The organism is Accumulibacter sp. (assembly GCF_029255145.1).
Taxonomy (GTDB): domain Bacteria; phylum Pseudomonadota; class Gammaproteobacteria; order Burkholderiales; family Rhodocyclaceae; genus Accumulibacter.
On record NZ_JAPUVQ010000127.1, the window covers coordinates 53093 to 76351 of the forward strand.

Genomic DNA, 23259 nt, shown 5'->3' on the forward strand with positions numbered 1-23259 from the left:
CCGCCGTGCCGCACGCGGACCTGCCGATCCACCAGCGCTTTACCGCGCTGGTGGAGGACGCGCCCGGCCCATCGTGGCAGGCGCTTTTCGAACGCTGCTGGCCGGGGTACCGCGACTGGTACCTGCGCAGCGGCGTCTTCGGTCGCCCCAGTTACCTTGAAAGCCGGCGCGCCCTGCGCCAGCACATGCCCGAACTGGTGCCCGTCTGGGAGCGGCTGGTCGAGTTGGCTGGTGGTGGCGATGTCGAGGCGCGGGCGCTGTCCATGTGGTGCCCGCCGGCCTACATCGCCGGTTGCGCGCAGGCGGTGTGGATTGATCCCCTCGGTACGCAAGGCCCGGCACTGGTGCGCAACTACGATTACGCCCCGGCGTTGCTGGAAGGAAACTGGCTGGCCAGCCGCTGGTGCGGTCAGCGGGTGCTGGCCATGAGCGATTGTCTTTGGGGCGCGCTGGATGGCATGAACGAGGCGGGCCTGGCCGCCTCACTGAGTTTCGGGGGCAGAACTCAAGCCGGCCAGGGCTTCGGCATCCCCCTGGTGATGCGCTACCTGCTGGAAGTGTCGAGCACGGTCGACGACGCCTGCGCTATCCTCAAACGCGTCCCGGTGCACATGTCCTACAGCATCACCCTTCTCGACACTGAAGGACACTGGGCCACCGTGTTCGTGGGACCCGACGTGGCGACCTATGTGAGTCGCCGTCGGGCGATCACCAACTTCCAGCACAAGGTGGATTGGCCCGAGCACGCCAAGGCGACTTCTGCCGTCGAGCGGCTGACCGAGTTGGAACATCTGGTAGATAAGACCCATTCGTTGCCCGACGTTGCCGCAGCGCTGCTGCGGCCACCGCTGTTTCAGACCAGTTACCGACGCGGCTACGGCACGCTTTACAGTGCCGTCTACCAGCCGGCGAATCGCGTCGTCGAACTCCTTTGGCAAGACCAGCGATGGCAGCAGTCGTTGCGCGCGCCGCAGGCCGGCGAGCGCGACATCGTTTTCCCGACCGGCCCGAACTGAAGCCGGCGGCTGACCAATTTTCCGTTTGAGAAGGAGACAGAGACGATGATCACAATTTTGCGGCGCCTCGCCATTGCAGCAACGCTTGCCACCACCCTGATGTCGGTGCCGGTTATGGCGCAGGAATTGACCGGTACGCTGAAGAAGATCAAGGATACCGGGGTGATCACACTCGGCCATCGCGAATCGTCGATCCCGTTCTCGTACTACGACGACAAGCAGCAGGTCATCGGCTACTCGCAGGACATGATGCTCAAGGCCGTCGATGCGATCAAGGCCGAATTGAAGCTCGCCAAGCTTGATGTCAAGCTGGTGCCCGTCACCTCCGAGAATCGCATCACGCTGGTCCAGAATGGTTCGGTCGACCTGGAATGTGGTTCGACGACCAACACCACGGAACGTCAGAAACAGGTCAGCTTCTCATACAGCATCTTCGTCGTCGGTACCCGCCTGATGACCAAGACCAGCTCCGGAATCAAGGATTTTCCCGATCTGGCTGGCAAGAATGTCGTGACCACCGCCGGCACCACCTCCGAACGTCTGCTGCGCAAGATGAACGAAGACAACAACATGAAGATGAAGATCATCAGCACCAAGGATCACGGGGAAGCGTTCCTGACCCTGAAAAGCGGCCGAGCGGCGGCCTTCGTGATGGACGAAGTGTTGCTGTACGGCGAAATGGCAAAAGCCAAGAACGCCGGCGAGTGGGTCGTGGTCGGTACGCCACAGTCGTATGAAGCCTATGGCTGCATGTTGCGCAAGGACGACCAGGCCTTCAAGAAGGTCGTCGATGGGGCGCTCGCCAAGGTGATGACCTCGGGCGAAGCGGACAAGCTCTACGCCAAGTGGTTCCTGCAGCCAATCCCCCCGAAGGGCCTGAACCTCAACTTCGCACTCTCGTACGCACTCAAGAAGCTGTACAAGTCGCCCAACGACAAGGCATACGATTAGCTTTCGCGGCAAGGGCAAGGCCATCTGCTCTTCCCGAACTACGGTCTCAGCCTGACGGCGCGAAGGATCCGGTGAAGTCGCGAAGCGGGCTCTCGCAGGCGCCCGCTTCGCGTTGCTGGCAGTCGCCGATCCAGCTACGCGACCGGCCGCCTGACCCGCTTTCCGGCGATGGATGGTCGCCCGCGCCCTCCTCGCCTCGAGACCAGTCCTGCTTGCTGATTGGCGAACCGCTGGCGGTCCGCTGCCTGAAGCGCAAGCTGAAAATTCTGCCCTACCTGGAACCGCAGTACGACGAGTTTTCGCGAGCGACCACCGCCGTCAAGCCAAGCTGCTCCGCTGCGTCACGGGAAGCTTCGTCAGGCTGCCCTTGACCTGGCTCCCGGGCATCTACTCCACTTGCGCCAAGGGCATTCACCACCCCAAGAAAGAAGAGGCTCGACCGGATCTCGCGACGGACAAACGACAGCAGGCTCGACTACCGCCTGCCTTGCGCGTATTTCCGACCTCCGCGCATTGCTTGGATCACTTCGGCGAGCGACGAAGGGGCCGTGCTAGCACAGCCCATCGCCACGCCAACGGTGCATTGACCATGGAAGCAAGACGCCCCGTGGCGAGTGACTGGAAATTGACTACGCGCAATGCTCGTGGTGCTGCGTGTTGGTTTTCCGGTTGCTCAGCGCGACCCGGAGCAGGTGATCCTTGGTGGCAACCGCGTTCCTCGGCGACCTCCGGGCGCAAGTCGCACAGCAGCAAGCATTGCGCCCGATCATCGCCATGCGCAATGCTTTGCCTCTTGCACCTCCTTGCACGCTGTTGCCGCCATGTGATTGGTAGCGAGAAAGGGCGGAGCCACTGGATTGGCGCATCCCGACGCCGCTTGCCCAACTCGCGCACATGTAGCCCTCCGCAATTGTCGGAAACCCGAAAATTCGCACAACAAGCAGATCTCCACGCCACTTGCCTTTGCACTTGGCATACCACCTTTGCCCAGGAAGCCGCGCTGCCGGCGGCACTGCTCTATCGCGTTCTCCACCACGCGCGGATCGTGCCGATCACCGGGGAAAGCCACCCGCTCAAGCATCAGCTGCAGGCGGGAATGGTTCAGGCCAGGAAGCCCACCGCCGCGGGTTTAGCGGCGCCGCGGAGGTGGGGCCTCCTCCGCCATCACAGAGCATTGGGGGTGTATCAGTTTCATATCGGTGGCAAGCGAAAAAAACCGTGTCAGATTTCAATCGGTGTTGGCAGCGTGACGACAATGGCAAAGGTCGGCATCTTCTTCAGCACCGAAACCTGAAAGCGCCCGCGCACGGCCGGAGCGCTGCCGAGGTGCAGAAAGTAAAGTTCCCCACCTCCCGATGCACCGCCCGCACGCACGCCGCTCGGCAGCGTGATGGTTCCAGAGCCTTCTTTCGTCGTGAAAGAGGCCCCTTGAAATCGGGCCAGGACGCGCATGACTTTTTGCTCATGGCAAGCATTCCTCTCTTTCCGAAACTGCCCCGATGAACAGCGTGTGCTCTACGAGGGCTACTGGATCAAGACCTGTCCGGTCCCAGCCGATTCGCCGCAGGGGAAGAAATCGCTGATCGAAGCAAGCGCCCGGCGCCTGTTCAATCACACCGAGCATGGCCTCAACATTCCAGGCTGCCGGCTCGACGAGGCGCGGGCGAATTGCCAGGCGCAGGCCGATCCGGCGCGGCAGCGGGTCAAAGCCGGCATACTGGCTGGCTCCCTGTTCACCCGGGGAACCGACATCTTCAGACCACTGGTCGACTTGCGGGCCGGCGGAATCGTCGACTCGCAGCGACAATGCGCTGATGCGGGCATGCGGCCAATGCCTGCTCGAAGCGATGCAACTCGGTCGCTTCCTCCTGCACCTTAGCGGCGAGGAAGGGAGCGACGAATTGTGGGGCGAACCATTTCGCGCGTTCTCGATTCCGGTCGAGGCTTTCTACGAAAGCCGTTACGTCAAGATTGGCCAGAGTACGGGCGACATCGACCGGATCGCCGAGGCGATCATCGGCAGCTTCACCCGGATTCCGGCTTTCGCAAGCGTCGAAGCACCGATTCGCGACTTCGCCAGAGCGGTTAGGCTCAAGACCGAAACGCTGCGCAGCGACGGCGGCATTTTCGACGTCTGGTCACAAGTGATGACGGCCGGCGAGCGACTGGCGAGCTTTGTGCCGCAAGCGGCCGCATTCCCTTCATGCCGCCACCTCTGCCAGCATGAACAGCGCCAGCCCACCGGCGATCGCGCGCCCTGGCCCAGGGGCAAAGTGCCGGGTTGCGGTGCACTGTCTGCGCTTCGCCGACGACCGCCCTGTCTTCCAAGCGTGCCGGGAGTCGCCGTCGGCCGTGTGCTGGCAAGGCTGCTGCTGCCCTACACCTGCGGCCGACCAAGCGACTGGTCGCCAATCCAGCCGTCCTCGACCACACCTCGTTTCCGCAGCGCGAACCGTTCGAAATCATCGATCGCCAACGGTCGGCTGAAGAAATAGCCCTGACCGGTATCGCACCCGGCGCTGGCCAGAAGGTTCCTTTGGCCTGCGCTGTCCACCCCCTCGGCGATCACGCCGAGTCCAAGGCAGTGAGCCAGCGCGACGATGCTCCTGGCGATTGCCGCGTCGTTGGCGTCGCTGAGCACGTCGCGAATAAAGGACCGGTCGATTTTCAACTGATCCAGCGGCAGCCGCTTCAGGTAAGACAAAGAGGAATAGCCGGTGCCGAAGTCATCGAGCGAGAAGCTGAAGCCCGCAGCTTTCATCTTGAAGACCTTGGCGATCAGGTCGTCGACGTGGTCAACCAGCAGACTTTCGGTCAGTTCGAGCGTCAGCCGCTTGGGATTGGCACCGGTTTGCGCGAGGATCGCCAGGACCTCGTCGGCGAAGTGAGGTTCGTGGAATTGCCGAGCGCTGACGTTCACCGCGATCGAGAGCTGCGCCAGCTCTGCTCGACTGGCCCAGAGTGCCAACTGGCTGCACGCAGCTTCCAGAACCCAGCGGCCCAAGGGAAGAATCAAGCCGCTTCGTTCAGCCTGCGGGATGAACTCGCCAGGAAGCACCAAACCGTGCCCGGGGCGCGACCAGCGCAGCAGCGCTTCGCCTCCGGTGACGCTGCCATCGACGGTCACCTGCGGCTGGTAGTGAAGCATGAACTGGTTTTCCCGAATCGCTCGGCGCAGAAAGTCCTCCATTTTGGCTTTCCCGAGAGCGACACCGTGCATCGCCGGGTCAAAGAAAGCGAAGCGGTTGCGGCCGCTTTTCTTGATCCCGTACATCGCCAGATCGGCCTGTTTCAACATCTCGTCAAGCGACGTTTCACGCCCGCGGAACAAGGTGGCGCCGATGCTCGCCGAGCTGCGATGCTCGATACCTCCAAGCTGATGCACGTGATTGAGCGCGGCGAGAATCTTTGCGCCGACGCCTTCGGTCTGCCTGGCGGCGTCGTCCTGGTTCGCGCCCAGACCGACCAGCAGCACCACGAACTCGTCGCCGCCCAGCCGCGCCACCGTGTCGCCCTCACGAACGTTGGCGCTGATCCGTTGCGCAACGCTTTGCAGCAGGAGATCGCCTTTGTCATGACCGTGAGTGTCGTTGAGCGCCTTGAAGCGATCGATGTCGATGAACAGCAGGGCAGCGAAAGTTCGATTGCGGCGACTGGCGATCATCGCCTGTTTGATATGGTCCTGCAGGAGTGCGCGGTTGGGCAAATGGGTAAGGTGATCAAAGAAGGCTAGGGCCTCGATCTCCTTTTCGGCCTTCTTGCGCGCCGTAATGTCGTAATGCGTCGCGATGTAATGGCTAATGCTGCCGTCGCCAGCTTTCACGGCCGAGACGCTGAGCCATTTCGGGTACACCTCTCCGTCCTTGCGCCGGTCCCAGACTTCTCCCTGCCAGCCGCCGGTACGATCGATCGTTTGCCACATGCTGCGAAAGAAATCGGCGCCGTGCACACCGGATTCGAGCAAGCGGGGAGTCTGTCCGACGGCTTCCTCGGCGCCGTAGCCGGTGATTTCGGTGAACGCCCGGTTGACCCGCAGGATCACGCCTGCGGCGTCGATGACCATCATGCTTTGCTGTGACTCGAAGGCGACGGCAGCGATCCGCAGCTCGGCCTCGGCCTGCTTGCGCTCGCTGATGTCGCTGATCACCAGGCGAAGCACCGATGCGCCATCGGCCTCGTGCGCGCCGACGGTTTCCAGGCGCGCCCAGAATGGCGTGCCGTCGTGCCGTACCATCCGCAACTCGCACGCCTGCATCGCACCGCTTTCCCGGAGTTGCTTGCGGTGCAGGTAGAAGAGATCCTGATCGCTCTTGAGAATGAAGCTGCTGATCCTTTGCTTGACCAGCGCGGCGCGGGCGACGCCCAACAAGCCGGCAGCCGTGAGATTGGCCTCGATGATCAGCCCGCGCTCGCTCAAGGTGCAGTAACCGACCGGCGCCAGGTCGTAGATCTCGAAGTAGCGAGTCCGCGCGACGTCCAGTTCGACCTGCGCCCGGCGCAGTTCGTCGTTCTGCATTTCGAGCTCGATCTGATGCACGCGCAGTTCATGCAGTGTTTGCCGGATCGCTTCGGGCGCCATCGTCTCGGTCTCGTCCGGGGACTGGCCGGCGTTTTGCAGCAACGTCTTCTCCGCCTTTCGGCGCAGCGCCGAGGCGGCACCCGGAGGTTTGTTCCGCGTCGCCGGCGCGGCCAGGTCAGGGCGTTTGCCCAGGCTGGTCACCGGGCGTATCGACCTGGAGAGGCCACCTCCGCCGCCTCCTTCAACCGCTCGGTGGTGGCAATCGCGTACACCCGTCCGGCCTCGTTCAGCAAAGCGGTGGCTGTCACCCAAACGTCCACCACAGAGCCATCGCTGGTCAGCCGCTGCGTCAGGTGCGGCTCCAGAACCTCAGCCCGGCCAAGCTGATCGACCCGGATCACGGCCTCGTCCTGCAGGGGCTGCGGAATCCGCGCGCGCACGTTCATCAGCAGCGCCTCGGCTTCGCTCCAGCCGTACATCCTGACTGCGGCCGGGTTCCAGGCCAGGCTCCGGCCGTCCAGGTCCTGCATGGTGATTGCATCAAAGGCATCGCGAACGACAACGCCGAGACGAAGCAGCTTGTTGGCGCTGTCGAGCGAATCCTCCATCCGCTTCATCTCGGTGATGTCCGCAAAAGTAATGACTGCGCCCTCGATGACGTTGTCCAGGGTGCGATACGGCCGGATGCGCATCATGTACCACAGCCCGGACTTGCTCTGTACCTGCGCGTCCTTGGGCTCCAGGGTATCGAGCACGGCCTGCAGGTCTGCCAGCAGGCCATCGTAGCCGACCAGGTTGGACACGATGTGGGCCACCGGCCGACCAAGGTCGCCGGGGATCAGGTTGATGATCTGCGTAGCGGAGGGGGTGAAGCGCAGGATGCGCAACTGATGATCGACAAAGACGGTGGCGATGCCGGTGCCAGCCAGCAGGTTGTTCATGTCGTTATTGGCGCGTGACAGGTCGGCGACCTTGGTCTGCAACTCGACGTTGACCGTGGTCAGTTCTTCGTTGACCGATTGCAACTCCTCCTTGGAGGTCTCGAGCTCTTCGTTGGTCGATTGCAACTCCTCGTTAACCGACTGCATTTCCTCGTTGGAGGACTTGAGTTCCTCGTTGGCGGTCTCGAGTTCCTCATGGGCGCTCTGCAGGTACTCGTCCCTGGCGCGCAGTTCTTCGGTGACTGCCGCCAGCCGCGCATCGGCGCTGTCGCTGGCGTCGACATCGACGCCACCGCTGGCGCCTGGCAGGCGCTGCTCGGCTTCTGGAACGGGGGTACGCGCCTCCTCCAGGATCACCAGATACAGCGGTGACATCGGCGGCGCGGTCAAGTCTGTGGTCAGCGGGTGGATGCTCAGGTCCAGCTTCGCGAAGTGACCGTTGTTCTTGACGCGCAGCCCCTCGACCCGGACGCTCTCCTTGCTGCAAACAGCTTTGTGCAGACTCGTGCTGAGCTCCAGCCGCAGCCCTTCGCGAGCCATCTTGACGACGTTGTTGATGCCCGCCTCGCCCGGTGCCAACTCCAGGTAGGCGCCGCTGCGACCGTGCAGGTATAGGATGTCGCCCTGCCCGTTGACCAGCGCCGCGGCTGGAGCGAGGCGCTGCAGGAGCGCCTGCTCGGTCAGCTCGCGCAAGGACGGGGGCACCGGCAATGCGGTTTTTGCGGCGCCGCGTGCGATCGCCGTCCGCGGCGGCAGCAAGCGGCTCATCACCACGCGCTGCATGCCAGTGACGTCTTCCCTGCGCTGGTACAGCTTCGCCTTGCGGTCGAGAACGGCAAACAGACTGGTCGAGTCGCCGATGCTTTCGGAGGTGCCGAGGAACAGCACGCCGCGCGGATTCAGCGCGTAGTGGAACATCGGCATCAGCCGCTTCTGCGTCTCCGCGCCCAGATAGATCAGCAGGTTCCGGCAGCTGATCAGGTCGAGCCTGGAGAACGGCGGGTCTTTGATCAGGTCCTGCTCGGAAAAGATCAGCAGGTCGCGGATACTCTTGTGAATACGGTACGCGCCGCCCGCCTCCGCGCTAAAGAAACGCGCCAGCCGCTGCGGCGAAACGTCGACCGCGATACTGGCCGGATAGAGCCCGGCGCGGGCGGTGGCGATCGCCCGGCGGTCGATGTCGGTGGCGAAGATCTGCACCGGGTACCTTTGCTTGAGCGCTTCCATGCGCTCCTGCAGCAGGATGGCGATTGAATAGGCTTCCTCGCCGCTCGAGCATCCGGCCGACCAGGCGCGAATCACGCTGCCTGCCGGTCGGTCGTCGAAGAGCACCGGCAGCAGCTGGTCCTCGAGGATCTGGAAAGCCTCCGGGTCGCGGAAGAAATTGGTGACCCCGATCAGCAGGTCGCCAAACAGCGCCTCGACCTCGGTCGGCGTCTGCTGCAGAAACCTGACGTAGGCGTCCAGCGCCTCGATCTGGTGGACGCTCATGCGGCGCAGGATGCGGCGGTGGATGCTGCTTGGCTTGTATTGGGAGAAGTCGTGGCCGGTTTGTGCTCGCAACAGGACGAATATCTTCTTCAGCGCGCCCTCGACCTTGGGGTGCGGGTCGGCGGCGAGGTGGTGCAGCTTGCCGAAGGCGTGTGCGGCGTAGGCGATAAGCCGGGCGGGCATCTCGGCCGGCGGCAGCTGCCAATCCACCAGACCGGTGGCAATGGCGCTGCGCGGCATGCCGTCGAACTCGGTCGAAGCAGGGTCCTGCGCCATCACCATCCCACCCTCGGCCTTGATCGCCCGCACGCCCAGGGTACCGTCGCTGCCGGTACCGGCGAGCACGATCGCGATCGCATGCTCGTGCTGGTCGTCGGCAAGCGAACGAAAGAAGAAATCAATCGGCAGGCGCTGGCCGCGCGGCTCCGACGGCTCGAGCAATTCCAGCCGGCCATTCAAGAACGCCATGTGACGGTTGGGCGGGATGATGTACGTGCAGTTTGGCTGCACCCGCATGCCATCCTCGACCTCGAAGACCTGCATCCGCGTGTACCGCCGGACCAGCTCGGCGAGGATGCTCTTGTGGTCCGGCGCCAGGTGCTGGACCAGCACAAAAGCCATGCCCGGGTCGGTAGCGCCGGGCAATCCGGAAAAGAAGGCCTCGAACGCCGCCAGACCACCAGCCGACGCGCCGATGCCGACGATCGGGAAGGGTTGGTCCGCGGCACTTTCGTCCGGATCGGCCCGGGCGAGTGGCGACGGCAGCGATGTCCCGGCCTTGCCGGTGTCCTTTCCGGCTTTCATGGATCCCCCCATGCTTGCGGCGGCTGAATTCGGCAATGATAGTCTGAGCACTTCCAGCAGGGGGTTTTTTTCGCGCCTCGAAACACTTTTCACGGGTCGCCGCCGCCATCAGAGGAACGAAGCCGACGATCGAACCACGCTCCGCGCGGCGGACGCCTTCTCTCCACACGCCGTGGACAGCCTCGCGCATCGCCCGCCACGCGCCTGGCCGCCGCCCCGCATTGAGGCGGCCACGCCTGGCGGCGCACCAAGACAAGGCACCATTGCCAGACGCCACCCCGGGGCCACCCGCCAAGTGGCCGATCTTTCCTCTTGGCACGGCTGTTGCTTCGCAACAGCAGGAGCGGAGCAAAAAAACCATGAACAAGCCAGTCAAGTCCACCTGTTGTTACTGCGGCGTCGGCTGCGGGCTGCTGATCGAAACCAACGGCGGGCAGATCGTCGGCGTGCGTGGCGACCCCGACCATCCGGCCAATGCCGGCCGTCTGTGCACCAAGGGCGCGTCGCTGCATCTCACGGCGCGTCCCGACTATCGCCTGCTGTTCCCCGAACTGCGCCGGCAACGCCATCTGCCGCGCCAGCGTGTCGGCTGGGACGAGGCGCTGACGCATGCCGCCGAGCGCTTTGCCGAGATCATCGCCGCGCACGGTCCGGACAGCGTCGCCTTCTACATTTCCGGGCAGCTGCTCACCGAGGACTACTACGTCTTCAACAAGCTGGCCAAGGGGCTGATCGGCACCAACAATGTCGACACCAACTCGCGCCTGTGCATGTCTTCGGCGGTGGCCGGCTACAAGCAAACGCTGGGCGCCGACGCGCCGCCTTGCTGTTACGAGGATATCGCGCTCACCGACTGCCTGCTGATCGCCGGTGCCAACCCGGCGGTCGCGCATCCGATCGTCTTCCGCCGCATCGAGGATGCACGTGCCGCCAATCCGGATCTGAGGATCATCGTCATCGATCCGCGCCGCAGCGAAACCGCCGAGATCGCCGACCTGCACCTGCCGCTCAAGCCGGGCACCGACATCGCGCTCTACATGGGCCTGCTGCACGTGCTGCTGGCCGAGAAACTTGTCGATCGCGACTACATCGCCGCCCATACCGAGGGCTTTGCCGCGCTCGAAGAGAGCGTTGCCGCCTACCCGCCAGCGGTCGTTGCCGAAATCTGCGCACTCGCCGAGGCCGAGATCGTCCAGGCCGCACGCTGGTTCGGCAAGGCCGCAGCGGCGCTGTCGCTGTACTGCCAGGGGCTCAACCAGTCAGCGCACGGGACGCACAACAACGCGGCGCTGATCCATCTGCATCTGGCCACCGGACAGATCGGTCGCCCGGGCGCCGGCCCGTTCTCGCTGACCGGCCAGCCGAACGCGATGGGAGGCCGCGAAGTCGGCGGCCTGGCCAACCTGCTTTCCGCGCACCGCGACCTGGCCAACCCCGAACACCGCGCCGAAGTGGCACGCCTGTGGGGCGTGCCGTCGGTACCGGCGCAGCCCGGCAAGGCGGCGGTCGAACTCTTCGCGGCGCTCAAGCGAGGCGAAATCAAGGCCGTGTGGATCGCGTGCACCAACCCCGCGCAATCGCTGCCCGACCAAAACGAAGTTCGCGCGGCGCTGCAGGCCGCCGATTTCGTCGTCCTGCAGGAGGCCTACGGCAATACCGACACCGCCGCTTACGCCGACCTGATGCTGCCGGCGACGACCTGGGGAGAAAAGGAAGGGACGGTCACCAACTCCGAGCGCTGCATCACCCACCTGACGCCGGCGGTCGCCCGACCGGGAGAGGCGCGACCCGACTGGGAGATCGTCGTAGACTTCGCGCGCCGGCTCGGCGCCCGGCTCGAACACCCGCTGACCGTGCAGCTGTTCCCCTACAGCGGACCCGAGGCGATCTTCAACGAGCATCGCGAAAGCACCCGCGGGCGCGACCTCGACATCACCGGCATCAGCTATGCCCTGCTCGACGCGGCCGGCCCGCAGCAGTGGCCACTGCCCGAAGGCGCCAGCAGCGGCCGTCGGCGCCTGTACACCGACGGCGTCTTCCCGACACCTGGCGGCCGCGCCCGCTTCGTCAAGGTCGAGCACCGGCCGACCGCCGAAGCCACCGACGCCGCCCACCCGATCGGCCTCTTGTCGGGCCGCCTGCGCGATCAGTGGCACGGCATGAGCCGCACCGGCACCGTCGCCCGACTGTTCAATCTCGACGACGAACCGCTGCTCTCGATGCACCCCGCCGACCTGCGCCAGCGCGGCCTCGCCGGCGGCGACCTGGTACGGGTGGCCAACCCGCGCGGCGACGTGCACGTGCGCGTCCAAGCGGACGCCGGTCTGCTGCGTGGCCGCGCGTGGCTGCCGATGCACTGGGGCAGCCAATTCATGAACAGCGCCGGCGTCAACGCGCTGACGCTGTCGACCTGCGACCCCTTCTCGCAGCAACCCGAACTCAAGCACGCTGCGGTCGCCGTCGACAAGGCCGATCTGCCGTGGCAACTGGTGATTCTCCGCAAGACCGGCGCCGGCGAACTGGCAGCGCTTCGCCTGCTCGCCAAGGCGCGCGAGCTGCTGCCCGAATTCACCTTCGCCACCGTCGGCCTCTACGGCCGCGATCAGCCGCTGGTGGTCTTCCGCGCGGCGCATGCGGAAGCGTTACCGGAAAACCGGTTGCTGGAGATCGACGCCCTGTTCGGTCTCGGCGCCGAGCAGGCGGCGATCGTCTATGCCGATCAACGCCGCCAGATCAGCAAGCGCGCGGTCGCCCCGGACGGCAAGCTGATCGGCGTTCGTCTGGCCGGCGAGACGCAGGCGCAGTCCTGGCTCAAGGAGGTGATGGCCGACGAGGCCAACGATGGCGACTCCGGGCTCGACCCCGCGCTGATCCGCTGGGCGGTCGCACCGATCGGCAGGCGACCCGGCAAGCTGCCGCAGCGCAGCCGCACCGTCTGCAACTGCGCCGACGTCAGCGAAGCGCAGATCATCGCCGACGTCGGCGCCGGCGCGACACTGGCGCTGCTGCAGGAAAAGCGGAAATGCGGTACCTTCTGCGGCTCGTGTCTGCCGCAACTGCGGCAGATCATCGCCAGTCAGGCCGAGACTGCCGCCAGCGCGCAGCCAGCCTGAGCAGCGCACCGAAGGAGGCAGGGACTGCATGGATTTGGCAACGTTGATCAGGGAAATCGGGCGCGGTGCCGAAGGCGCCCGCGACATCTCGCGGGCCGATGCACAGCAGCTCTACGGCGCGATTCTCGACGGCCAGGTGCCGGACCTCGAACAGGGTGCCATTGCCATCGCCCTGCGCATGAAGACCGAAACGGTAGACGAGATGGCCGGCTTCCTGGCCGCAGCCAACGAACGCCTGCCGACGCTGCAACGCCCGGCCGGCCCGCTCCGCCCGATCGTCATCCCGACCTACAATGGCGCCCGCCGGAGCGCCAATCTGACGCCTCTGCTGGCCCTGCTGCTGCAGCGCTTCGGCGTGCCGGTGCTGGTGCACGGCCTCAGCGACGACTATGGGCGGGTCACCAGCGAGCAGATTTTCACCGCGTTCGGCGTGCCCCCCTGCACCAGCGTTGCGCAGGCGCAGCTGGCGATCGATGACGGCGGTCTGGCCTACCTGCCGTTGCCACTGCTCGCTCCGGGTCTCGACCGACAGCTCGCCTTGCGCAGCCGCCTCGGCCTGCGCAACAGCGCGCACAGTCTGGTCAAGATGCTCGACCCGTTCCACGGGAACTCGCTGCTGCTCGCGGCAGCGACCCACCCCGACTACATCACCAGTATGCGCACCATCCTGACCATCGGCGGCGCGCATGCGCTGTTACTGCGTGGTACCGAAGGCGAGCCCTTTGCCAACCCAAAACGCCGGCCGGTGATCGAGCACCTGCACGACGGCATCAGCGAAGTCCTCTTCGAAGCCGAGCGCGACAGCCTCCGCGTGCTGCCGCAACTGCCCGAGACCTGTGACGCCAGCGCGACAGTCGCCTGGATGCGCCGCGTGCTCGCCGGCGAGGCGCCGCTGCCGACCCCGATCGCCGATCAGCTCGCCTGCTGCCTCTACGCCTGCGGCCGTGCCAGCGACGTCAACCAGGCGCAAGCGCTGGTCGCGGTCGATAGCAAGGCTCTGGCGTGCGGCTGATGGCGTAGCCCACCGGCGGCGGCGTGGCCGCTCTGACCGTTCCCGGCAGGCGCCGCGGCGGCGACCGCGAGCGCCACCCTTCCGGAACACCTCCCGCCCCAAGAGAGTACCCACATGAAGCGACAACGAGCCACCATCATCGTCGAGGTCGACGGAAAAATCCTGCTGGTCGAAAACCGCGGCGGGCTGATCCTGCTGCCCGGAGGCGGCATCAACCCGCAGGAATCGGGCCTGCAGGCCGCCGCCCGCGAACTCGCCGAAGAAACCTGCCTGACCGCGGACGCGCTGCAATTCCTGTTCAGCCACGAGTCGCAGACCAATTGGCACCACGTCTTCCACGCCTCCGCATCCGGAACACCGCTCGCCGGCGACGACGCCGTGGCCTTGCAGTACTTCGATCAGGACGACCTGACGCTCAGCGGCAGGATGTCGGCGGCGACCCGCAAGATCCTCGACCGCTTCCTTGACAGTCGCAGCGCGTCTGATTGCCCGTGTAATGCCTCATGCGGGTGAACTGATCTCCCGCACGACGCCAGCCACGCCGGCCATCTATTCTTCAGCACAAGTCTGCCTGGCTTCGCACCGACCGGCGTGCCTGCCCTCCACTGTCATCGGCAATCACGGCACCTGTCACCTCGCGGGCCGCATGCCTCGCTCTCGATACCGGCATGGTGCGGTTCTCGGCCAGGACGCCATGGAAACGACGGACTTGGAATACACAAGCTGGTTCGCGCCGGCAGCCGGGTAAGCCCACCCGCCGGCATGGCCCGCTTGGGGATGCTGCGCGGGTGCCCTGGTCCTATCGCGCAATTGAGTGGCGATGTCCCCGGCTCGCGCCAGATTGCCCTTGCCGACATACCGGACGATCGTGCGCAAGCCCTCGCGAGCCTTCGGCCGCCAGTCGATGCGGCAGTGCCTCGCTGCCACGCGCTTTGGCGCCTGACCGCAGGCAGGGTGGCCGTGCCGAAGTTCATCCCGGCCATGACTTTATCGTGCGGGATACTCCAGTGAGGGCCGTCCATGGACGCGTGGACTTCTGCGGTCAGCGCCGAACCAGGGGCTGTCAAAGCAGTGCTTTTCGGAGCTGAGTTCTTCGCACCAGGAAGTCTGTTGTCCGCGCCGGCTGGCAATCCCGATCAAGAATCGCCGCCCTGCCTTGAGGGGTTGGTAGGCGATGGCTCCGGTTGGGGAGCAATATGCCGGTCAATTCGTGTGCGCATCAAGGGGCAGTTCATGGTGACTTCGACTAAGGCCGCAGGAGGATATAACGTGAATCGGCGGAGATCACACGTTCGGTGGGGGAAAGAACTTTGCGCAGAAATGATGAGGGTGTTTGTCGCCAAATCTCCCCAGGTTGTCGAGAACGGTGACGATCCGGCAGCGTGCAGTGCCGCCGTTCTTCTCTCCGCGCAAACCACGTCCGACCATCTGCATGTAGCGCACCGGGCTCATCACCTGACGGGCGATCAATACCATATCGGTCCTGGGAGCGTCGAAGCCGGTGGTCAGCACGCTATGATTGCACAACACGCGAGCCTCCCCCTGCTGGAATCGTTCGAGAAAATAGCGCCTGGCCGAAGCCGGGGTGTTGCCGCTGACCGCGTGCGCGGGAATTCCCTCGATGTTCAGGCGCGCCGCCATTTCCTCGGCGTGTTGGACCGAGTTAGAAAAAAACAGGATGCTCTCTTGCTGACACTCGACAATGGTGTCGATCAACAACCGGTTGCGATCGTCATCGTCGGCGAGCCAGCGATTGAGTTCTTCGAGCAGGTTTTCGAGCTGTATGCCTTCCGCATCTGAGTGGGCACCCATCCTTTCGATCAGCGCGGGCGGGAATTTCGAGGGGGACTGCAGAGGCACATGCTCGGCAATGGCCAATATTCCCTGGCTGGTCAGGTTGTCGTGCAGAGACTGCTGATCGGCAGGCAGCCAACGTTGATCGAAGCGTTTGGCCAGGCGCAGATTTTCTTCGTCGTCGTTTGCACCCCGGAAAGGCGTCGCGCTCAGGCCGATGATTGGCGGCTCAGCCCTTGCTGCTGTGCCCGAGCGGGGCGCCTCCGCGTCCAGCCACTTGAGGAGGCCGGTGTAGCTGGGTGTGAGGGCATGGTGGCACTCGTCGACCACCACCAGGCCGGGATGGCTCAACCAGTCCAATCCTTCCCGTCCGATCCGGCTGTTCAAGGTCTGGATCGAGGCAATGGCTACCGTGGGCCGTCCCGTAGGCGATGGGGAGGGATTTCTGTGTCCACCCCAGAAGCGAACAATACGCAGGTCCGTTCTCTCGGCGCCCCGATTCAGCCAGACCTGTCTGAACGCCTGGACAGCCTGCTCGCAGAGCTCGTCGGTTTGCGCCACCCATAACACGCTGCGCTTGCCGCTCTCGGGCTTCAAAACCAGGTCGACAGCGGCTTGCACCGTCACCCGCGTCTTGCCGCCGCCGGTGGGCAGGCTGACCACGGCGCGGCGGCGCCCACTGGCGCTCTCGATCAGTTGCCGTAGCCTGAAGAACACCTCGTCCTGAAAGTCATGCAAGGGAGGGAGTCGGATCGGCCCGCTGATCCTTTCTTCCGCTTCCCGTCTTGCCTGCGGCGCGGCGGCAAAGGCATCTGGAAAGCCGATGGCCGCGACAAAGGCGCGCGCCTCATCGCCACCCCAGCGGCTGGGCGGACACAAACCTTCCGCCGCCAGAGTGCTCCGGATGTCCTGGAGAATCGTCGGCCCCTGCATCGCCAGAACGAGTTCGGCAATCTCGTGAGGCGAACAGTCGCTGGGTAGCGCTTTGCCGACGGTTTCCCCCAATACCTGGATCAGGGCTTGGGTCTTGTCCCCCACCGCTCGCAGCAGTCGATCCGCCAAAGAAACGCCGGCCGCGACCTGTTCCCGATTGGCCTGCAACTGAGCATCTGCGATTTTTCGCCGGGCTTTGGCGATCGGATGTTCCAGCCATCCGGCTGCGTCGGCTTCGTGCAGGATGGCTGCGAGACGCTCGACACGCGACATGGCTTCCAGCTGTGCCGGGTCGAGATGAAGAAACCCTTCCCACAAGACGCAAGGGATGGCCTGCTCCTGCCCTTCAATGACCAGCCGCAAGCCTCGCACCGACAAGCACGCGGCGTCATCCCTTGCTTCAGTGCTCAGGACTTCGGTGAGTTCCGGCACGATCACTTCGAGCAACGCCGGCGCGGTCAGGACTTCAGACCACTCCGCATGAAAAAGCGCATCCAGGTTACGCGCACCCTTGTCCAGCCATCGTCTCAGCGCCAGGCTCTCCAGCGTGATCGCGGTCATCCCTTGCGCACGGGCGCGCTGGGTGAGGTTTGCCGAACCGCTGACATAGACGGCGCTCAGCGGAATCGCACCCTTCTCAGTCTGCACGGTTTCAGGAACCTGCTCATCCGCGGCCGCCGCCGTCCACAGGCCGTGAAGGCCATCGGTGGCAATCGCATCGGGAGTGCCGAGGTGCTCGAACAGCGCCTGCCACAAGGTGCCAATTTGGGCTGCTTTCGGCTGGTCAAGGGCGGGAGCGCCGATCAGATCGACGAGTCTGCCCATCGCTACCTTGATATGGCTCCAGCCAGCCATCCGGCGGAGCACATCAATGTCGCGACGAGCCAGCAGCGTTGAAAGTGGGATGGCGTGCTGGGCGATGGCAACCGTGCCGTGTTGCCGGATGAACCAGAGCATCGGGTGGGCTACCTCGACTTGGGGATAAGCATCCCGCCGCGTGCTGTGCCCGAAGTCCACCTTTTCAGCCAGACTGCCGAGGGAATCGAGAAATCGTTTCGTCAGCCTGGCATTGGGCTGCCTCTGTAACTGAGCAAGCAGCATCCAGCCGTGCGGCATCACTAGGGAAAGGGGGAGGAGATAGTCGGATCGCGGGCTGCTGCTGTCCAGTCTTGTCCGGTAGCCGCCCTCGACGGCACTCAACCACGGGCTCAGTTGCTGTCGATGTTCGTTGCCGACGACGTTTCTGTAGGGGTGCGGTCCAACCACCCCGGCCGGGGATTCGCGGACCCCGAGGGCTGCGAGCAGTTCTTGGTCGTCCGCATGGGCGTTTTCGTCGAACAGGACGCGGAGATTGCGCTTGTCAGGATCATCTACTCCAACGATGTCTCCCGGCAGTAAGGCTTCATCGTGCGACACCCAGTCGCCATCACGGCGGAGCACCCGAATTCGCCAGCGATTCTGCTCGACGAACGCAGTGCGCGCAGTGCATGGCGCACGGCGAAGGATTTCCCAGAACGCGCGCCATTCCTTGTCATTATTCCTTGGCTTGAACCGCCAATCCTGCCTGGTGGCACTCGCCAGGTCCTGCGCGAGCAATTCCCGCCAGCCTTCATCATCCAGCCGTTTTACACCGAGTACTTTGGTCAGCAGCCTGAGTGTCTCCGCGTCACTCGCGAGCACGTTGGCCACGCTTTCGCGCCCCGGCGGCAACGGGATTCCCTCCGGTGCGAGGACAATCTCCGCGGGGCAACAAAGCCGGCCGCTATCCGCTGGAATTATCCTTAGCTCAGAGCTCTCCTTGGACCACTGCCATTGCTGCAATTTCCCTGCGTAGTGTCCGGCAAGCGCCAACACCTGCCCTGCCGATCCAGGGTCGTTGGTGGCGATTTCGGCAAGCCAGTCCAACGCCTTGGCCCTGGCCAGGCCGTCTGCTTTAGCCTTGCGAAGCCGCTCCGCCAGCGCTTCGAGCCGTTTCGGCCGGTCACCTGTGAGACAAGCGGGATGCACCCAGCGTCCCCGTGCCTCCACTGGCGCCAAGTCGCGCCACTGACCGTGCAAGTCCGCATCGTCCACGGGAGGTCGTTCTAGTTCCACTAATGGTCGCGGTGTGCCGCGACCATCCGGGATGATCACAGCTGCCATGATTCTGTCCCATAACGCTTCGACCAATGGCGCGGCGAACTCGTCCAGACGTTCCAGCTGGCGAGGGAAAGCGTCAAGTGGCCGGCCGGGGTCAGCCTCGGTAGCGAGTTCGGATAGCGTGCGCGCGATCAGTTCGGCGGCTTCGCGCATCAAGGCGTTGTTCCACTCGCCTGCAATCAGGGCATTACGATCATTGTTGACCTTCCAGGGAGCGTTCAGGATGCCCGGCAGGCGGGTAGCGGTATCGGTTGGGAAAAAAGCCCAGAACCGACCCGCAGACTCGCGCTTCGCATCCAGTGGCATGGCCCAGGCAAGGGGCACCAGCTCACGGGCGTGTAGATGGGTGGCATCGGCCTTGGCGGCGGCGTCGGTGATACGGACCTCTGCATTCTCGACAAACCGCCACCGGGATTCTTCGTCGCCGTCGAAGAGCAGGAAGTCCGGGCCATCCGGCTCCCGTTTGAGTTGGCGCTTGGCGCCATCGCCCGCGTCCAGTCCCAGCGAGACGGCTACCGGCAAGAACAGAAGGAAAGGTGCAGGAAATTTGCGGATTTCCTCTTGCAAGTGCGGAGTGATGGCTACGTTCCGGATCTCCGCCCGGACGATTGTCGTAGCCCAGGAATACCCTTCGAGGACCGGGTCGGTCGCCTCCTCGGCGTGCCGCTCCAAGACCCAGGCAAGGCGCAAGCCAGGCACGGGCGTGCTGTCGTCCAGCGCCAATTCCCGGCGTATCTGGTTCTTGCAGTGCTCCGGGTCAAAGCGTAGTGAGCCACTGCGGCTGAGAATATCCAGCCGCCCGCCGAGGCGCAACAAGGACTTGAAGCCGAGGCCAAAACGGCCGATCTGGTTGCCGCGTTTCGGCGAGGAATGCGATTGCAGCAGGGCGTCGACCCCTTCCGTGCTCAAGGGTGCGCCGGAATTGGCGACGTAAAGATGCTGACCATGCAGGGCGACTTCGATACGTGCGGTCTGCCGCTGGGCGTCGGCTTGCTCGTTTGCTTCCAGGATCGCATCCGCGCCGTTCTGTACCAACTCCAGGATCTGACGATAGCCGTAACCACCCGAAAGCACGGCCTCTTCGATCCCGGCATGCTCCCGCATATCGGCCTGGACGATGCGGTAGGCTTCCAGCCGACTCCTGAATTTCTCCTCAACCAGGGCGGCAATGCCGCTCATTGCCTGGTCGCCTCGATCAACACTCTTGCCCACTGGAATACTGATTCCGCGAGAAGTCCAGCCGCCTCCGTGGTGATCAGCCCGACGGTCTCTTCGTCATAGCGAAAGTCCACCGCGAATGGAGTGAGCCGTCGCAAATCCCTCCCGGGAGCGGGCAGGCCGATACCGCTCTCTGTCACGAGCAAGCCGAGTTCTTCGAGGTTGTGAGTGCGGGGAAAGGTCGCGCGACGTGCCGTCAGGACCGCCTTCAGCGCCTTCTCAACGCTCTGCTGGGCATGGAAGCAGGTGGCGGCCAAGGAGGCATCGGGATGGGTGGCGAGGATACGGTAGGTCTGCAGATCGCGCTGGGCAAGGCGCAGCAACCGGAGTGCTTCCTCAAGGGAGGGCGTCATGCAACACCTGACCTTGGCTGCGTGCCTCAAACAACACCGTGCCGGGCACCTGGCCACGCCGCTCGAATTCACTCAGAGGGTAAATCAGCAAGTCCAGGCCTACACCTGGCGCAAGCCGACCCACGGCATCCATCAAGCGCATGTATTCCTCCGCCCTATCCGGCACTTCTCGTTCGATAACCATCAGGTCGAGGTCCGAACCCTCGTCCGCCGTGCCGCGCGCGTAGGATCCGAACAGGATGACGCGGGCGGGCGAGCTGGCGGCAGCTACCAGTCTGGCGGCGGCGGCACGTATGGTCTTCATGTCGATCATTGTTGGTCTTGCTCCGGAAATCCGCCGCCAGTTTAGCGGTAGTCAGGAGGCAGCAAAGGAGCGAAGCGCGGGAAACCCGGCAGCATGGCCTGAAGTATGTGCGGTTCGCTCCAGTGCGGTCAAGCTGCAGGGCGCCGGCCACGCGGGCGAATTTGTGCCCCTAGCCCGGCCCCAGTTCACCCGCAGCGCCGCCGGCTGCCGGCAACTGCAGCAGCACCCGCAGGCCGCCCAGCGGCGAAGCGGCGAGGGTGAGTTCGCCGCCGTAGAGTTGCGCGAGATCGTCGACGATCGACAGCCCCAGGCCGGTGCCGGGCACCTGCTGGTCGGCGCGAACGCCGCGGCGGAGTACGGCATCGCGGTCGCCGGCAGCGATGCCCTGCCCGTCGTCATCCACGCAGATCATCAACCTCCCCCGGTCGAGGTGGGCGGCGACCGCGACGCGGCTGCTGGCCCACTTGCAGGCGTTGTCGAGCAGGTTGCCAAGCATTTCCTGCAGATCGTGCTGCTCACCGCGAAAAGTCAGGCTTTCCGCCAGCGGATGCAGCACCAGTTCGAGTGGCCGCGCGGCGTGAAGGCGTCGCATCGTCCGCAGCAGTCCTTCGAGTACCGGTTGCAGCGGTGTTCGCGCGCCTGGGACGCGCACCGCAGCGGCGACCTGGGCACGCGCCAGGTGATAGTCGACTTGCCGTTTCGCGGTGTCGACCTGGCCGACGACCAGGCGGGCGAGCGCTTCGTCGTTGCCGGCGGCGGCATTGGCGAGAACGCTCAGCGGCGTTTTCAGCGCGTGGGCCAGATTGCCCGCCTGCGTGCGGGCGCGCTCGACAACCTCGGCGTTCTGCGCCAGGACGGTGTTGAACTCGTCGACCAGCGGCATGATTTCGGCGGGAAACTCGCCTTCGAGACGTTGCGCGGCGCCGTTGCGCACACGACCGAGCGCGGTGCGCAACTTGCGCAACGGTGCCAGCCCGATCAGCACCTGCACCAGCGCGGCGATCAGCAGACCGACACCGAGTACGCCAAGAGCAAGCCACAGCGCGCCATTGAAGCTTGCCACCGGTTCGACCAGCAGTCGCTCGTCGGCGGCGACGATCAGCCGGAACGATCTCGGCGGCCCGTCGGGGCGATGGTCGAGTTGCTCATCGAGTGGCTCGTTGAAGCGCACGACGCGCTCGGCCATCCCGAGCATGGTCGCTGCCGGGCCTGCGACCCGGTGTGAATGAATCTCGCCGTCGGCGGGAGCGTCGGGCGGTACGGCGAGCACGGCATCCCACAAGGAACGCGAGCGCAGGCGTCCGGTCGCCACCCGGGCCACAGCTGTGCCGGCTGCCACAGCCGCTTCTGTACCACCGGCTGCCGCGAGGTCGTCGATCTGCCAGTAGAGCCCGCTGTAGGGCAGGCTGAAGCGCGGGTCGCTGAGGGCCAGGGCCAGCTTCGGCTGCCCCTGCGCGTCGACCGTCAGGTGGGCAGTCAGCTGGTCGAGGTGGGTCTTCAACTCGGCGTGAAACTGCGTCGCGACGTGCTGCCGGAACAGGCTGCTCAACCCCCAGGCAGCGACGGCGATCGACGTGGCGATCCAGAACAACGTTCCGGCAAGCAGGCGGATGCGCAGCGACCCGCGCCCGGCGAGTGGAGGAAGCTGCACCAGCGACGTCATCCCGGAGCAGTCAGACGATAGCCGAGACCGCGGACGGTTTCGATCAGGCCCGACGGGAGCTTCTTGCGCAGGCGGGCGATGAACACTTCGACGGTATTCGAGTCGCGATCGAAGTCCTGTGCGTAGATGTGCTCGACCAGGTCAGCGCGAGAAATCACCTGCTCGCGATGATGCATCAGGTAGGCCAGCACCCGGTACTCGTGGCTGGTCAGCGTCAAGGCCTGACCGTTCACCGTCGCGCGGCTGTTGCGGGTGTCTACCGTCAGCGGCCCACAGACCAGTTCGGCGCTGGCGTGGCCGCCAGCGCGGCGGATCAGCGCGCGCAGGCGGGCCAGCAGTTCTTCCATGTGGAATGGCTTGGTCAGATAGTCGTCGGCGCCGGCGTCGATGCCCGAGACTTTTTCGTGCCAGCCGTCGCGCGCCGTCAGGATCAGCACCGGCATCGCCCGCCCCGCGGTGCGCCACTTCCGGAGAACGGTGATGCCGTCGATCTGCGGCAGGCCGAGGTCGAGAACGACCGCATCGTACGAGTCGCTGTCGCCAAGGTGCAGGGCGTCGACGCCATTGCTCGCCGTATCGACGGCATAGCCCGCCGCCCGCAGGGAATCGGCCAGTTGCGTCTGCAGCAAGGGCTCGTCCTCGACAATCAGGATGCGCATCAGTGCTCGTCTCCTGCGCGGCGGCTGCGCTCGCCTTGCCCGACGGCCTGACGCCCCTTGACGCCGAGAATGCGGCCGTCGCGGGCGTCGATCCTGAGCTTGACCAGCGATCCGCCGCTGCGCAGCAGCTTGATATCGTATTCCCAGCGGCCGTGCTCACGCTCGAGTTCGACCTCGATGACCTGGCCCGGGTAGTCGCGCTCGACGCGCTCGATGATCGTCCGCAACGGCAGGACCTCGCCGGCTTCGAGCGCCTGACGCGCACGCTCATGGTCGCCGCCGTGTCCGTCGCCGGCCAGCCCGATGTCGACCCAGGCCAGCAGCGCCGCGGCGATCAGGCCGGACAACA

Annotated in this window: 18 protein-coding genes; 7 read left to right on the forward strand and 11 right to left on the reverse strand. The window is 64.8% G+C overall.

Features of this window, described 5'->3' with window-relative positions; translation table 11 throughout:
• Positions 1-5: 5 nt before the first annotated feature.
• From Q1L50_RS15000 to Q1L50_RS20060, 3 genes are all read left to right on the forward strand, one after another.
• Entirely contained in the window at positions 6-1016 is a 1011-nt protein-coding gene (locus tag Q1L50_RS15000; protein ID WP_300340161.1) for a C45 family peptidase, read from the forward strand.
• Between the two features lie 45 nt (positions 1017-1061).
• Positions 1062-1967 (forward strand): glutamate/aspartate ABC transporter substrate-binding protein, encoded by a 906-nt coding sequence (locus Q1L50_RS15005; protein WP_300340095.1) that lies wholly within the window; start codon positions 1062-1064, stop codon positions 1965-1967.
• A 781-nt stretch (positions 1968-2748) separates the two neighbouring features.
• Positions 2749-3261, forward strand: a complete 513-nt coding sequence (locus Q1L50_RS20060; protein WP_366145245.1) for an ATP-binding protein — start codon at positions 2749-2751, stop codon at positions 3259-3261.
• Here Q1L50_RS20060 and Q1L50_RS15015 read toward each other — a convergent pair.
• The gene (locus Q1L50_RS15015) at positions 3189-3419 is read right to left on the reverse strand and encodes a hypothetical protein (RefSeq protein ID WP_300340167.1); all 231 of its coding nucleotides are present in this window, start codon (positions 3417-3419) and stop codon (positions 3189-3191) included. The two genes, Q1L50_RS20060 and Q1L50_RS15015, sit on opposite strands and share 73 nt — an antisense overlap.
• A gap of 10 nt (positions 3420-3429) precedes the next feature.
• Positions 3430-3774: a hypothetical protein gene (locus tag Q1L50_RS15020; RefSeq protein ID WP_300340096.1), complete on the reverse strand. Its 345-nt coding sequence runs from the start codon at positions 3772-3774 to the stop codon at positions 3430-3432.
• Between the two features lie 7 nt (positions 3775-3781).
• On the opposite strand from Q1L50_RS15020, the gene Q1L50_RS15025 reads away from it, so the two are divergent.
• Positions 3782-4462, forward strand: coding sequence for a hypothetical protein (locus tag Q1L50_RS15025; protein WP_300340097.1), 681 nt, complete (start codon positions 3782-3784; stop codon positions 4460-4462).
• On the opposite strand, the gene Q1L50_RS15030 is transcribed toward Q1L50_RS15025, so the two are convergent.
• Entirely contained in the window at positions 4345-6588 is a 2244-nt protein-coding gene (locus Q1L50_RS15030; protein WP_366145246.1) for an EAL domain-containing protein, read from the reverse strand. The genes Q1L50_RS15025 and Q1L50_RS15030 overlap by 118 nt on opposite strands.
• Before the next feature lie 95 nt (positions 6589-6683).
• Entirely contained in the window at positions 6684-9722 is a 3039-nt protein-coding gene (locus tag Q1L50_RS15040; protein WP_300340098.1) for a chemotaxis protein CheB, read from the reverse strand.
• A gap of 359 nt (positions 9723-10081) precedes the next feature.
• Here Q1L50_RS15040 and Q1L50_RS15045 point away from each other — a divergent pair, with 359 nt between their 5' ends.
• From Q1L50_RS15045 to Q1L50_RS15055, 3 genes are all read left to right on the forward strand, one after another.
• Entirely contained in the window at positions 10082-12835 is a 2754-nt protein-coding gene (locus tag Q1L50_RS15045; RefSeq protein ID WP_300340099.1) for a nitrate reductase, read from the forward strand.
• 28 nt (positions 12836-12863) lie between these two features.
• Positions 12864-13847 (forward strand): DNA-binding protein YbiB, encoded by a 984-nt coding sequence (ybiB, locus tag Q1L50_RS15050; RefSeq protein ID WP_300340100.1) that lies wholly within the window; start codon positions 12864-12866, stop codon positions 13845-13847.
• Positions 13848-13961: 114 nt separating this feature from the next.
• A complete protein-coding gene (locus Q1L50_RS15055; protein WP_300340101.1) occupies positions 13962-14360 on the forward strand; it encodes an NUDIX domain-containing protein in 399 nt (132 codons plus the stop codon).
• Positions 14361-14477: 117 nt separating this feature from the next.
• Here Q1L50_RS15055 and Q1L50_RS20065 read toward each other — a convergent pair whose 3' ends face one another.
• The 7 genes from Q1L50_RS20065 to Q1L50_RS15085 all read right to left on the reverse strand — a co-directional run bounded on the left by Q1L50_RS20065 (position 14478) and on the right by Q1L50_RS15085 (position 23245).
• Complete coding sequence (locus Q1L50_RS20065; RefSeq protein ID WP_366145247.1) at positions 14478-14774, reverse strand: type II toxin-antitoxin system RelE/ParE family toxin; 297 nt, start codon at positions 14772-14774, stop codon at positions 14478-14480.
• Positions 14775-15131: 357 nt separating this feature from the next.
• Complete coding sequence (locus tag Q1L50_RS15060) at positions 15132-19892, reverse strand: DEAD/DEAH box helicase (protein ID WP_300340102.1); 4761 nt, start codon at positions 19890-19892, stop codon at positions 15132-15134.
• Entirely contained in the window at positions 19889-20284 is a 396-nt protein-coding gene (locus Q1L50_RS15065; protein WP_300340103.1) for a HEPN domain-containing protein, read from the reverse strand. The genes Q1L50_RS15060 and Q1L50_RS15065 overlap by 4 nt, the downstream gene beginning before the upstream one ends.
• Positions 20268-20597, reverse strand: coding sequence for a nucleotidyltransferase domain-containing protein (locus tag Q1L50_RS15070; protein WP_300340104.1), 330 nt, complete (start codon positions 20595-20597; stop codon positions 20268-20270). The genes Q1L50_RS15065 and Q1L50_RS15070 overlap by 17 nt, the downstream gene beginning before the upstream one ends.
• A gap of 160 nt (positions 20598-20757) precedes the next feature.
• Complete coding sequence (locus tag Q1L50_RS15075; RefSeq protein ID WP_300340105.1) at positions 20758-22239, reverse strand: sensor histidine kinase; 1482 nt, start codon at positions 22237-22239, stop codon at positions 20758-20760.
• Positions 22240-22247: 8 nt separating this feature from the next.
• Entirely contained in the window at positions 22248-22910 is a 663-nt protein-coding gene (locus Q1L50_RS15080; protein WP_300340106.1) for a response regulator transcription factor, read from the reverse strand.
• Positions 22910-23245: a PepSY domain-containing protein gene (locus tag Q1L50_RS15085; RefSeq protein WP_300340163.1), complete on the reverse strand. Its 336-nt coding sequence runs from the start codon at positions 23243-23245 to the stop codon at positions 22910-22912. Before Q1L50_RS15085 ends, Q1L50_RS15080 begins: the two co-directional genes overlap by 1 nt.
• Positions 23246-23259 lie beyond the last annotated feature (14 nt).

Coding starts and splice junctions, on each gene's coding strand:
- Q1L50_RS15065 (WP_300340103.1), bottom strand. CDS start 20,284: ATGACGCCCTCCCTTGAGGAAGCACTCCGGTTGCTGCGCCTTGCCCAG.
- Q1L50_RS15025 (WP_300340097.1), top strand. CDS start 3,782: ATGCGGGCATGCGGCCAATGCCTGCTCGAAGCGATGCAACTCGGTCGC.
- Q1L50_RS15015 (WP_300340167.1), bottom strand. CDS start 3,419: ATGCGCGTCCTGGCCCGATTTCAAGGGGCCTCTTTCACGACGAAAGAA.
- ybiB (WP_300340100.1), top strand. CDS start 12,864: ATGGATTTGGCAACGTTGATCAGGGAAATCGGGCGCGGTGCCGAAGGC.
- Q1L50_RS15040 (WP_300340098.1), bottom strand. CDS start 9,722: ATGAAAGCCGGAAAGGACACCGGCAAGGCCGGGACATCGCTGCCGTCG.
- Q1L50_RS15005 (WP_300340095.1), top strand. CDS start 1,062: ATGATCACAATTTTGCGGCGCCTCGCCATTGCAGCAACGCTTGCCACC.
- Q1L50_RS15060 (WP_300340102.1), bottom strand. CDS start 19,892: ATGAGCGGCATTGCCGCCCTGGTTGAGGAGAAATTCAGGAGTCGGCTG.
- Q1L50_RS15055 (WP_300340101.1), top strand. CDS start 13,962: ATGAAGCGACAACGAGCCACCATCATCGTCGAGGTCGACGGAAAAATC.
- Q1L50_RS15045 (WP_300340099.1), top strand. CDS start 10,082: ATGAACAAGCCAGTCAAGTCCACCTGTTGTTACTGCGGCGTCGGCTGC.
- Q1L50_RS20060 (WP_366145245.1), top strand. CDS start 2,749: ATGCTTTGCCTCTTGCACCTCCTTGCACGCTGTTGCCGCCATGTGATT.
- Q1L50_RS15070 (WP_300340104.1), bottom strand. CDS start 20,597: ATGATCGACATGAAGACCATACGTGCCGCCGCCGCCAGACTGGTAGCT.
- Q1L50_RS15080 (WP_300340106.1), bottom strand. CDS start 22,910: ATGCGCATCCTGATTGTCGAGGACGAGCCCTTGCTGCAGACGCAACTG.